11 protein-coding genes and 1 pseudogene are annotated in these 11,831 nt (G+C 74.4%); 7 read left to right on the plus strand and 5 right to left on the minus strand.

Annotated elements, in window-relative coordinates:
• Positions 1-36: 36 nt before the first annotated feature.
• The 4 genes from EF903_RS18965 (at position 37) to EF903_RS18980 (ending at position 3,765) form a co-directional block, all read left to right on the plus strand.
• Positions 37-450, plus strand: coding sequence for a DUF3151 domain-containing protein (locus tag EF903_RS18965; RefSeq protein WP_125544732.1), 414 nt, complete (start codon positions 37-39; stop codon positions 448-450).
• Positions 451-643: 193 nt separating this feature from the next.
• Complete coding sequence (gene kynA, locus EF903_RS18970; RefSeq protein ID WP_125544734.1) at positions 644-1,489, plus strand: tryptophan 2,3-dioxygenase; 846 nt, start codon at positions 644-646, stop codon at positions 1,487-1,489.
• Entirely contained in the window at positions 1,482-2,693 is a 1,212-nt protein-coding gene (kynU, locus tag EF903_RS18975) for a kynureninase (protein ID WP_125544736.1), read from the plus strand. The genes kynA and kynU overlap by 8 nt, the downstream gene beginning before the upstream one ends.
• A gap of 184 nt (positions 2,694-2,877) precedes the next feature.
• Positions 2,878-3,765, plus strand: coding sequence for an alpha/beta hydrolase (locus tag EF903_RS18980; RefSeq protein ID WP_125544738.1), 888 nt, complete (start codon positions 2,878-2,880; stop codon positions 3,763-3,765).
• Between the two features lie 40 nt (positions 3,766-3,805).
• On the opposite strand, the gene wrbA is transcribed toward EF903_RS18980, so the two are convergent.
• Positions 3,806-4,408, minus strand: a complete 603-nt coding sequence (wrbA, locus tag EF903_RS18985; protein WP_125544740.1) for an NAD(P)H:quinone oxidoreductase — start codon at positions 4,406-4,408, stop codon at positions 3,806-3,808.
• Between the two features lie 101 nt (positions 4,409-4,509).
• Here wrbA and EF903_RS18990 point away from each other — a divergent pair, with 101 nt between their 5' ends.
• The gene (locus EF903_RS18990) at positions 4,510-5,109 is read left to right on the plus strand and encodes a TetR/AcrR family transcriptional regulator (RefSeq protein WP_125544742.1); all 600 of its coding nucleotides are present in this window, start codon (positions 4,510-4,512) and stop codon (positions 5,107-5,109) included.
• Between the two features lie 110 nt (positions 5,110-5,219).
• On the plus strand, positions 5,220-6,842 hold the full coding sequence (locus tag EF903_RS18995; protein WP_125544744.1) for a hypothetical protein: 1,623 nt from the start codon (positions 5,220-5,222) through the stop codon (positions 6,840-6,842).
• An 83-nt stretch (positions 6,843-6,925) separates the two neighbouring features.
• Here EF903_RS18995 and EF903_RS19000 read toward each other — a convergent pair whose 3' ends face one another.
• Positions 6,926-8,209 carry an adenylosuccinate synthase gene (locus EF903_RS19000; RefSeq protein WP_125544746.1) on the minus strand — a complete coding sequence of 428 codons (1,284 nt, stop codon included), beginning with the start codon at positions 8,207-8,209 and terminating at the stop codon, positions 6,926-6,928.
• 184 nt (positions 8,210-8,393) lie between these two features.
• Between EF903_RS19000 and EF903_RS19005 the strand changes: the two genes are divergently transcribed.
• Entirely contained in the window at positions 8,394-9,200 is an 807-nt protein-coding gene (locus tag EF903_RS19005) for a diacylglycerol kinase (protein WP_125544749.1), read from the plus strand.
• Here EF903_RS19005 and EF903_RS19010 read toward each other — a convergent pair.
• The 3 genes and pseudogenes from EF903_RS19010 to EF903_RS19020 all read right to left on the minus strand — a co-directional run.
• Positions 9,184-10,422, minus strand: coding sequence for a hypothetical protein (locus tag EF903_RS19010; RefSeq protein ID WP_125544751.1), 1,239 nt, complete (start codon positions 10,420-10,422; stop codon positions 9,184-9,186). The two genes, EF903_RS19005 and EF903_RS19010, sit on opposite strands and share 17 nt — an antisense overlap.
• 76 nt (positions 10,423-10,498) lie before the next feature.
• The gene (locus EF903_RS19015; protein ID WP_125544753.1) at positions 10,499-11,695 is read right to left on the minus strand and encodes a cytochrome P450; all 1,197 of its coding nucleotides are present in this window, start codon (positions 11,693-11,695) and stop codon (positions 10,499-10,501) included.
• A 9-nt stretch (positions 11,696-11,704) separates the two neighbouring features.
• Positions 11,705-11,831, minus strand: a pseudogene (locus tag EF903_RS19020) (IS481 family transposase); the annotation flags it as partial.

Consider the following 11,831-nt stretch of genomic DNA (forward strand, 5'->3'; position numbering starts at 1 on the left):
CCGCCGTACGGGGCGCGGATGCCCCAGACTTGGGGCATGTCCATTCACCAGAACCTGCTCGGGGGCCCCGCCCCCACCCACCTCCCCGACGAGCCGGGCCGCGAGGCCATCGCCGCGGGCACGCCCGCCGTCGAGGTGGCCGCCGCGCATCCGACGTCCTCGCTCGCCTGGGCGGTCCTGTCCGACGAGGCGTTCGCCGCCGGCCGCAGCGTCGAGGCGTACGCGTACGCGCGCACCGGCTACCACCGCGGGCTCGACGCGCTGCGCCGCGCCGGCTGGAAGGGCCACGGCCCGGTGCCGTGGGAGCACGAGCCGAACCGCGGCTTCCTGCGCGCCCTGCACGCCCTCGCCCGCGCGGCCGGGGCCATCGGCGAGAAGGACGAGTACGAGCGCTGCACGACCTTCCTGCGCGACTCCTCGGAGACGGCGGCGGACGTCCTGGGCGCCTGACCGGGCCGCCGCGGGCGCCCGGCGCGGCGCCCGCGGGACCCGGCGGTGCGTGAAAAGTCCGTGTGACGACCGTCACGCACCATTGGAGCACCCCGGGGGAGCGGTTTTATGATGCGGGCAGGGGACCGGGGCTCCACACACCCTTTCGGAAGGAGCGGACCGCTACCCGGAAGCACGTGTCGAGGAGACAGCGATGTCGAACACCCTTGATGCCTCCGGAGCCGGTTCGGACACCCCGAACCTCGACTTCGCGGGCACGACCCCGTACGAGGACTACGTCCAGGCGGACGTCCTCACCCACCTCCAGCACCCCCGCTCGGACGACCCGGGCGAGATGGTCTTCCTGGTCACCACCCAGGTCATGGAGCTGTGGTTCACGGTCATCGTCCACGAGTGGGAGACGGCCGCGAAGGCCCTGCGGGAGGACCGCGTCCCCGTCGCGATGGACGCGCTGAAACGATCACTCCGCGAGCTGGAGGCCCTCAACGCCTCCTGGCGCCCGCTCGCCCAGCTCACCCCGGCCCAGTTCAACTCCTACCGCGGCGCCCTCGGCGAGGGCTCGGGCTTCCAGTCCGCGATGTACCGCCGGATGGAGTTCCTCCTCGGTGAGAAGTCGGCGTCCATGCTCGTCCCGCACCGCGGCGCGCCGCGCGTCCACGCGGAGCTGGAGAAGGCGCTGCACGAGCCGAGCCTGTACGACGAGGTGCTGCGGCTGCTGGCCCGCCGCGGCCTGCCCGTCCCGCGGTCCGTCCTCGACCGCGACCTGTCGCGGCGCTACGAGGCCTCGCCCGAGGTCGAGGCCGTGTGGACCGCCCTGTACGAGGACCCCGACGCCCACCCCGACCTGCACCGCCTCGGCGAGGCCCTCACCGACGTCGCCGAGCTGGTGTGGCGCTGGCGCAACGACCACCTCGTCGCCACGCGGCGCGCGATGGGCGCGAAGACGGGCACGGGCGGCTCGGCCGGCGTCAGCTGGCTGGAGAAGCGCGCGTCGAAGAACGTCTTCCCCGAGCTGTGGACGGCGCGCAGCCATGTCTGAGACGACGACCCGCCGCGCGGCGGAGCTCGCCGAGCGCGCCGCCGGACTCGACGCCGCCGACCCGCTCGCCGGCCTGCGCAAGCGCTTCACCCTCCCGGACGGCGTCGTCTACCTGGACGGCAACTCGCTCGGCGCGCTCCCCGCGGGCGTGCCTGAGCGCGTCGCGGAGGTCGTTTCCCGCGAGTGGGGGACGGAGCTGATCCGGTCCTGGAGCAGCGGCACGTGGTGGACGGCGCCGGAGCGGATCGGCGACCGGATCGCCCCGCTGGTCGGCGCCGCGCCCGGGCAGGTCGTCGTGGGCGACTCCACCAGCGTCAACCTGTTCAAGGCGCTGGTCGGAGCCGCCCGGCTCGCCGGGCCGGGCCGCACCGAGCTGCTCGTGGACGCCTCCACCTTCCCGACCGACGGCTACATCGCCGGCTCGGCGGCCCGGATGACCGGCCTGACCGCCGTCCCGGTGGACCCCTCGCGGGCCGCCGAGGCGATGGGGGAGCGCACGGCCGCCGTGCTGCTCAACCACGTCGACTACCGCAGCGGGCGGCTCCACGACCTGCCCGGCCTGACGCGCGCCGCGCACGCCGCGGGCGCGCTGGCGGTGTGGGACCTGTGCCATTCGGCGGGCGCGCTGCCCGTCGGGCTCGACGCCCACGGCGTGGACCTCGCGGTCGGCTGCACGTACAAGTACCTCAACGGCGGCCCCGGTTCGCCCGCGTACCTGTACGTCGCCGAACGCCACCAGGAGGGCTTCGACTCGCCGCTGCCCGGCTGGAACGGGCACGCGGACCCGTTCGCGATGACCCCGGAGTACGCGCCCGCCGCGGGCGCCGTCCGGGGCCGGGTCGGCACGCCGGACATCCTGTCGATGCTCGCCCTGGAGGCGGCGCTCGACGCCTGGGACGGGGTGGAGGTGGAGGCGGTGCGCGCGAAGTCCCTCGCGCTGACCGACTTCTTCCTGGAGTGCGTCGCCGCGTACGTGCCGCAGGGCCGGGTCGAGCCGGTGACTCCGGCGCCGCACGCCGAGCGCGGCAGCCAGGTCTCGCTGCGCACGGAGAACGCCCGCGCGGTGATGGACGAGCTGATCGCGCGCGGCGTGATCGGGGACTTCCGCGCCCCGGACGTGCTGCGGTTCGGCTTCACCCCGCTGTACGTCGGCTTCGCCGACGCGGAGCGCGCGGCCCGGACGCTGGGTCACGTTTTCGGGTGATCCCGGGGCGAAACGTCTCGGCACGGGGCGGGCGGGGCGCGGTCCCGCCCGTCCCCGCCCGCTCCCGTGCCGGGGCCCGTGACGGGAAACCGCCTCCCCGGGACAGGCCTGTTCCGGCCTGATACGGTCCCGCTCTGCCGGAACACCGGAACACCAGTCCCACGCGTTACGAGAGGTGGAGCCGATGTCGGATCCCGCAGTCGAACGGGACGCCGCCGAGGCCGCCTCGGCCTTCGCCCACCCGCCGGTCGCGCCGGACGCGACCGCCGCGTACGGGGAACACCCGGACCACGTCGTGGACTTCTACGCCCCGCGGGCGGGGGACGGCTCCGCCGCCTCCGCGCCGCTGGTGGTGCTGCTGCACGGCGGGGCCTGGCGCGCCCCGTACGACCGCGCGCACGTGACCCCGCTGGCGGACTTCCTGGCGCGGCGGGGTTTCGCCGTGGCCAACGTGGAGTACCGGCGCGGGAGTCCGCTGCCGCACCAGGGTGCGGACGGCCCGGTCGCGGGGCGCTGGCCGGACACCTTCGACGACGTCGCCGCGGCGATGGACGCCCTGCCGGGGCTGGCCGCTGCAGCGCTGCCGCAGGCGGACCTGCGGCGCACGGTCGTCACCGGGCACTCCGCGGGCGGGCACCTGGCGCTGTGGGCGGCCGCCCGGCACGTGCTGCCCGCCGGCGCCCCTGCCGCCTGGCGGCTGCCCGAACCGCCGCCGCTGCGCGGCGTGGTGGCGCTGGCGCCGATCGCGGACTTCGAGGTCGCGGGCAAGCTGGGGGTGTGCGGCGGGGCGGCCGAGCAGCTGCTGGGCGGCGGGGCGCACCTGGCGGAGCGGTCGCCGTACGCGGACCCGGCGGCGCTGCTGCCGACGGGGATCGCCACCACCGTGGTGCACGGCCGGGAGGACATCGTGGTGCCGGCGGCGGTCGCCGAGTCGTACGTGGAGGCGGCAGCCCGGGCCGGCGAGACGGTGGGGCTGACCCTGCTGGACGGGATCGGGCACTTCCCGCTGATCGACCCGGGCGCGGACGCCTGCGCGGTCGTCGCCGAGGAGATCTCGCAGCTGGCCTGGTAGGGCGCGGCCGCCGGGCCGCGCCGCGCCGGGTCCGGCGCCGTCAGGCCGTCGCGGCGAGGCGGGCGGCGAAGCGGGCCAGCCGCGCGCCCTGGTGGCGGGCCGCGGCGAGGGCCTCCTCGCTGACGGGGCCGCTGCCGCCGGGGTGCGAGGAGCCGTAGGGGTTTCCGCCGGCGGCGAAGACGGCCGGGTCGGTGAAGCCGGGGGCGACGATGACGGAGCCCCAGTGGTGGAAGGTGTTGTACAGCGCGAGCAGCGTGGACTCGTTGCCGCCGTGGGCGTTGTGCGCGCTGGTGAAGCCGGTCGCCGGCTTGTCGGCCAGGGCGCCCTGCTGCCAGAGGCCGCCGGTGGTGTCGAGGAACTGCTTCAGCTGGCCGGCGATGTTGCCGTAGCGGGTGGGGGAGCCGATCGCGTAGGCGTTGGCCCAGGTGAGGTCGTCCAGGGTGGCGGTCTCGATGTCCTTGGCGGCCTCGACGTGCTCGCGCCACGCGGGGTTGGCGTCGATGGCGGCGTCGGGGGCGAGTTCGGGCACGCGGCGCAGGCGCACTTCGGCGCCGGCCTTCTCGGCGCCTTCGGCGACGGCCTGCGCGAGGGCGTGGACGTTCCCGGTGGACGAGTAGTAGACGACGGCGACCTTTGCGCCCATGGTGACTCCCCTCAGGAGGAAGCGGATCGCTATCCGCTTTCGCTGGTCAGAGTCAAGCGGATAGAAATCCGTTTGGCAAGCGGATCCGGTAGCCTGCCCGTATGAGCCGCACCGAGCTTCCCGTCACGGGCCAGGCCCCGCCGGAGCGGGCGGACGCCGCCCGCAACCGGCGCAGGATCCTGGACGCTGCCGCGCGGCTGGTCGCCGAAGAGGGGCCGGAGGCGGTCACGATGAACGCCGTCGCGCACGCCGCCGGCATGGGCGTCGGCACCGTGTACCGCCGCTTCGGCGACGTCAGCGGCCTGCTGCTCGCCCTGCTCGACGAGGACGAGAAGCGCTTCCAGGAGGCGTTCCTCGGCGGCCCGCCGCCCCTGGGGCCCGGGGCGCCCCCGGAGGAGCGGCTGCGCGCGTTCCTGCACACGCTGGCCGAGCGGCTCTCCGCCTGCCGGGCCGTGATGGGCGCCGCCGAGGCCGCGTCCCCGGGGGCCCGGTACGGCAGCGGCGCCTACCTCACCATGCACACGCACGTGTCCCTGCTGCTCCGGCAGGCCCGCCCGGAAGCGGACGCGCCGGTCCTGGCCCACCTGCTGCTCGCCCCCTTCGTACCGAGTCTGTTCGAGCACCTGACGGCGGAGCGGGAGGTGTCGGCCGACCGGATCAAGGCGGGCATCGACGCCCTGCTGGGAGCGGGCCGGGGGTGAAGGACCCGGCCCCTCCGGGGCCCGCCCGCCGTGATCACGCACGGCTTGATCGATAGCCTGAGTGTCCGGATCCGATCGCGGGTTCGGGAAACAGACCTCAGGGGGGAACGGTGCTCAGCCACCGACTCGTTTTTCCGGCTGCCCTCGTGGCGGCAGCCGCCGTACTGGCGCCGGGAGCGGCCCACGCGGCCCCGGCGGCTCCGACCGCCGTGACGGGGGCCTCCGACCCGCAGTCGTACACCGCCCCGCCCTACTGGACCGTGCGCACCCCGCTGGGCGACGGCCCGATCGGAAACGACGGCCTCCAGATCGACCTGCACGCGGGGATGTTCACCGCGCACGGCATCCGGCTGGAGGCCTCGGCCCTCGACGTCCGCGGCCCGTCGTCCGTCACCGTCGAGTGGGGCGACGGCGCGAAGGACACCGCACAGATCACCGAGGCCGCCGACATCAAGCGGCTGGACCACGCGCACTCGTACGCCGAGGTCGGCACCTACACCGTGACGTACACGGTGACCGACGCAGCCCACAACGTGCGGGCCGTCAACAAGGTCATCGTCACCACGGCGGGCGCCGAGTTCACCGCGCACGCGCCCACCCGCCTCCTCGACACCCGGGACGGGACGGGCTCCGCGAAGGCCAAGATCGCCGGGCGCGGCAGCGCCCGCGTGAAGGTCGCCGGCAACGCGCGGATCCCGGCCGGAGCCACGGCCGTCGCGCTGAACGTGACGGTGACCAACACCGTCGAGGCCGGGCACGTCACCGCGTTCGCCGGCAAGGGCGCCCGGCGGCCCGACACCTCGAACCTCAACTACGCGCCCGGGCAGACCGTCCCCAACCTGGTGATCGTCCCCGTGGGCGACGACGGCCACGTCGAGCTTTTCAACGGCGGCTGGGCCCCGGTGGACCTCATCGCGGACGTGACCGGCTACTTCACCCGGTCCGCCGCCGCCGGCTACACCCCGCTGGCGCCGGCGCGCCTCGTCGACACCCGCGAGGGGCTCGGCACCGCCAAGGGGCAGGTACCCGGCCAGGGGTCCTTCGCGGTGGAGGCCGCCGGGGCGGGGAAGGTCCCGAAGGGCGCCACCGCGGTCGCCCTGAACGTGACCGCGACCAACCCGGCGGAGGCCGGGCACCTGACCGTGTTCCCGAGCGGCCAGTCGGCACCGAGCACGTCCAGCGTCAACTTCACGGCGGGGCAGACCGTCGCCAACGCGGTGGTCGTGCCGGTGGGCGCGGACGGGAGGATCAGCGTCCGCAACGGCAGCTGGAAGGGCGCCGACGTCGTGGTCGACGTCGTCGGCTACTACAGCCCCGACAGCAGGGCCGCCTACCGGCCGTTCCACCCGTTCCGGCTCGCGGACACCCGCGAGGGCAGCTGGCACCGCCCCCGCGGCCCGGTCCCGGCCCGCGACTACTTCCCGCTGCCGTTCACCAGCGACTCCCCGACGCCGCCGGCGGGATGGGTGCTGAACACCACGGTCACCAACACGTCCGAGCCCGGCCACCTGTCGGTCGCCCCGGACCCGAACACGTGGACGGACTACCAGAAGGGCATCGCGACGAAGCCGGAGCGGCCCGTCTCCTCGTCCCTCAACTGGGGCGCGGGGATGACCGTGCCCAACCTCGTCCAGACCCCCGCCGGGACGGGCGCCGTCATCGACTTCTGGAACCAGGGCTGGCAGCCGGTCGACGTGGTCGTCGACTGCCTCGGCATCTACGAGACGGACTGAGCGGAACGCGAAGGGGGCGGTGCACCGTGCGGTGCACCGCCCCCTTGCGGACGGCCGGGCGCCGGGGCGTCCCGTCCCGAGGCCTAGAGGAACGAGTTGATCTGGATCGTCTCGGTGCGGCCGGGGCCGACGCCGATCGCGGAGATCGGGGCGCCCGACATCTCCTCCAGGGCCTTCACGTACGCCTGCGCGTTCTTCGGCAGGTCGGAGAAGGTCTTGGCCTTGGTGATGTCCTCGGACCAGCCCGGCAGGTTCTCGTAGATCGGCTTCGCGTGGTGGAAGTCCGTCTGCGAGTAGGGCAGCTCCTCGACGCGCTTGCCGTCGATCTCGTACGCGACGCACACCGGGATCTGCTCCCAGCCGGTCAGCACGTCGAGCTTGGTCAGGAAGAAGTCCGTCAGGCCGTTCACGCGGGTGGCGTAGCGGGCGATCGGGGCGTCGAACCAGCCGCAGCGGCGGTCGCGGCCCGTGGTCACGCCGCGCTCGCCGCCGATGCGGCGCAGGTCCTCGCCGTCCTGGTCGAACAGCTCGGTCGGGAACGGGCCGGCGCCGACGCGGGTCGTGTAGGCCTTCAGGATGCCGATGACGCGGCTGATCCGGGTCGGGCCGACGCCCGTGCCGGTGCAGGCGCCGCCCGCGGTCGGGTTCGAGGAGGTCACGAACGGGTACGTGCCGTGGTCGACGTCGAGGAGGGTGCCCTGGCCGCCCTCGAACAGCACGACCTTGTCCTCGTCCAGCGCGTTGTTGAGGATCAGGGTGGTGTCGGCGACGTACGGCTTGATCTGGTCCGCGTACTGGAGCATCTCCTCCACGATCGCGGCGGCCTCGATCGCGCGGCGGTTGTACAGCTTGGCGAGCAGCTGGTTCTTGTTCTCCAGCGCCGCCTCGACCTTCTGGACGAGGATCGACTCGTCGTAGAGGTCCTGGACGCGGATGCCGACGCGGTTGATCTTGTCGGCGTACGTCGGGCCGATGCCGCGGCCGGTCGTGCCGATCTTGCGCTTGCCGAGGAAGCGCTCGCCGACCTTGTCGAGGGTGACGTTGTACGGCGTGATCAGGTGGGCGTTGCCGCTGATCAGCAGCTTCGAGGTGTCGATGCCGCGCTCGTTCAGCCCGCGCAGCTCGGACAGGAGCACGGACGGGTCGACGACGACGCCGTTGCCGATGACCGGGGTGCATCCGGGGGACAGGATGCCGGACGGGAGAAGGTGCAGCGCGTACTTCTGGTCGCCTACGACGACCGTGTGGCCGGCGTTGTTGCCGCCCTGGTAGCGCACCACGTAGTCAACGGATCCACCGAGCAGGTCGGTGGCCTTCCCCTTGCCCTCGTCACCCCACTGAGCTCCGAGCAGCACAAGAGCGGGCACAGGCGTACACCTCTTCCGGATGGGGCATGTCCAAGGCCAGGGGGCGTACGACGATGTACACCGCAGGCTGGGCCGTCGGACCGGTACCCCGGAATAGACGAAGGCCCTGGCGCAATAGCGCAAGGGCCTCTTGCACAAAGATGCTACCCGAGGAAGGACCGAGGTGTCGGCTCCGGAGCCCACCATGAGCCCTGCGGGCGCGCCGGTCGGCGGCCTGCTGGTGCTCGTCGACCCGGTCGCGCGCCGTCTCGACGGAGAGTCCGTGCGCATCGCGAGGGACGTGCTGTCGGCCGGGGCGGCGGCGAAGATCTGCCTCCCCCAGTCGCCGGAGGAGTTCGCGCGGGCGCTCGCGCGCCGCGGCCACCGGCGGCCGGTGATCGTCGGCGACGACCGGGCCCTCGTGCGGGCGGTCGGGCTGCTGCACCGGGAGCGGGAGCTCGGCGGGGAGGCCCTCTCGGTGGTCCCCGTGGGGCAGGCGGGCTCGCTGGGGCTGGCTCGGCTGCTGGGGGTTCCGATGTCCGCGGTGTCCGCGGCGCGGGCGGCCCTGGACGGGGTCGTCGGCGTCCGCGACCTGCTCGTCGACGACAGCGACGGCGTCGTCCTCGGCGGCCTGCGCATCCCGCCCGTCGCCCCGCCCGCGCCCCGGGCGGGCGGGGCGACGGTGCGCAGCGCCTACCGGTCGCTGGTGCGGACGCTCGCCGGGCCGCCCGCGGCGCCGGCCGGGGGGCACCGGCTGCGGGTGGAGGCCGACGGGGTGGTGCTGGCCGATGTGGACCGCCCCGTCGACGACATCGCGGTCGTGCCCGGCGGGGGCGGCCTGGCGGAGGTCGTCGTCCGGGCGGGGGGCGCCGTGGTCCGGGCCCGCGCCGCGGCGGTCACGGTGGCGGGCGCCGACTTCCGCTACCGGGCCGACGCGGCGGTGACCGGGCCGGTCCGGCGGCGGACGTGGACCCTGCGGCCGGCGGCGTGGGGGCTCATCCTGCCGCGCTGACCGGCGTACGGGCCGTCTCGCGGAGCACGCGGCGGCGGGAGAGGACGGTGACGGCGAGGGAGGCGGACGCGAGCGCCGTGATCGCCGCGGCAGGCCCGACGGCCTGCGCGGCGGCGCCGGCGAGGGCGGCGCCGATGCCCTGCCAGGTCATCCGGCCCGCGGACTCGGCGCCCTGGACCTGGCCGCGGACCGATGCCGGGGTCAGCGCGAGGAGCTGCTCCTGCATCGGCAGGGTGGCCGCGAAGCCGGTGCCGGCGAGAAACACGGCGACGGCGGCGACCGGCAGCGGCGGATGAAAGGCGAACACCAGGAAGGGCGCGGCCATCAGCAGCCGCAGCGGGAAGGCGGCGCGGCGCCTGCCCCGGGCGGTGAGGAGCCGCCCGACGGCGAGGTCGCCGAGGAGCAGGCCCGCGGACGCGGCGGCCAGGAGGTGGCCGGCGTACTGCGCGGCGTACGGGATGAACAGCGCCTCGCAGCCGACGACCAGGCCGTTCGGCACCCACAGGTTCAGCAGCAGGGCCCGCCGGCCGGGACGGCCCAGCAGTTCGGCGTTGGCGGCCCGGGTGCTGCGCAGGCCGGGGCGGCGGGCGAGCCGGATGGAGCGCTCGCGCAGCGTCGCCGCGACGGCTGCGAGGGAGAGCGCGGTGAGCGCGGCGGCGGCCGCGAACAGCCCGTGCGGGCCGATCGCGCGCACCAGCACCGCGCCGGAGGCGTAGCCGAGGACGGAGACGGCGCCGGCGGTGATGTTCATCAGCGAGCGGGCCGGGGCGTAGGCGGCCGCGGGGACGATCTCGGCGAGCAGGCCCAGGCGGGTGCCGGTGCCGAGGGACTGGAAGAAGCCCAGGGCCAGGAGCAGGGCGAAGCGGGCGGCGAGCGGCAGACCCGGCACGGCCTGGGCGGCGATGCCGGCGAGGGAGGCGCCCTGGAGGGCGAGCAGCGTGCGGCGGGGGCGGCTGCCGTCGGCGACGGACATCAGGGTCAGCGCCCCCAGCACGGTCGCGAAGGTCGCCCCGTACATGCTGACCGCCGTCAGGAAGGGGGAGCCGGTCTGGCGGTCGACGAGGCTGCCGAGGGCGAACCCGGACAGGGCGCTCGCGGCGGCGGTGAGGGCGAAACCAGCGAAGAGGCCGGCGAACTCCCGGTTCCGGAGCAGCTCCCGGTACCCGGGACGGGCGCCGGGCGGTTCGGGCGTGTGACGTGGTGATGAGGTGTCAGAAGGCATGAAAAAAGCCTCCGTTCGCTCCCGTCAGGGAGAGCCGGAGGCCTTGGGTGGACCATAGCACGCGGGGGCGGGCCGCTCAGAACTCGACGATCAGCTCCCGCAGCCCGCGGATCACGTACCCGGGCTGCCACTGCGGTTCGCGGACGAGTTTCAGCGGGGGCACGCCGTCCGCCAGGAGCGCGCCGAAGGAGGCCGCCAGCTCGCGGCGGGCCAGCGGGGCGCCCAGGCAGTAGTGGATGCCCGCGCCGAAGCTGAGGTGCGGGTTGTCGGTGCGGGAGAGGTCGAGTGCGTCCGGGTCCGGGAAGCGGGCCGGGTCGCGGTTGGCGGAGCCGAACAGCAGCGCGACCTCCGCGCCGCGCGGGATGACCGTGCCGCCGATCTCGATGTCGTCCAGGACCCACCGCTCGAACATCTGGAGCGGGGTGTCGTAGCGCATCAGTTCATCCACAGCTGTGGACAACTTTTCCCGGTCGAGCACGGCCAGCTGTCCGGGATTGCGGAAGAGCGCCCACCAGCCGTTGACGGTCGTGTTCACGGTGGCCTCGTGTCCGGCGTTCAGCAGGAGCACGCAGGTGGAGATCATCTCTTGTTCGCTGAGCCGCCCCTCCTCGTCGTGCGCGGCGATGAGCCCGGAGACCAGGTCCTCGCCGGGCTGCCTGCGCCGCCGGGCGATCAGCTCCCGCAGGTAGGCGCTGAACTCCGTGCTCGCCTGCACGGCCCGCCGCGCCGTCTCCTCGCCGGGCCGCAGCTCGAACATCCCGCAGATGTCCGCGGACCACGGCCGCAGCAGCCCCCGGTCCTCCTCCGGCACCCCCAGCAGCTCCGCGATCACCGCCACCGGCAGCGGCTCGGCGACCACCGTCAGCAGGTCGCCGCCGCCGTCGGCGAGGAGCCGGCCGACCAGCTCCCGGGCGAGCCGCTCCACCGCCGGCGCGAGCCGCTCCACCGTCCGCGGCGTGAACGCCTTGGACACCAGCCGCCGCACCCGCCCGTGCGCCGGGTCCTCCAGGTCGAGCAGCCCGTTGTCGTTGAGCACGTGGAACGGCTCGTGCTCCGGCGGCGGCGCCGTCCGCCCGAACTCCTCGTGCGAGAAGCGGTGCAGGTACGTCCGCCCGAGCCGCCGGTCGCGCAGCAGCGCACTCACGTCGGCGTAATGCGGCACCAGCCACTGCCCGGTGGCCTCGCACCAGACGGCCCGGCCCTGCTCCCGCAACTCCCGGTAGGCCGGGTACGGGTCGGCGACGAACGCGGCATCCCACGGATCAAAGCCCATGCCCGCAGCCTAGGTGTATTGCCCTGTGAGGTTGGGGACGCGGCTGGCGGGTGGTTTGCCTGCGAGCGCGGTGTGTCCGCGGTGGTGATTGTAGGTGTGCAGCCAGCCGGGAAAGGCGTCGCGTCGCTCCTGTTCT

Source organism: Streptomyces sp. WAC05292, from assembly GCF_003949955.1.
GTDB lineage: Bacteria > Actinomycetota > Actinomycetes > Streptomycetales > Streptomycetaceae > Streptomyces > Streptomyces globosus.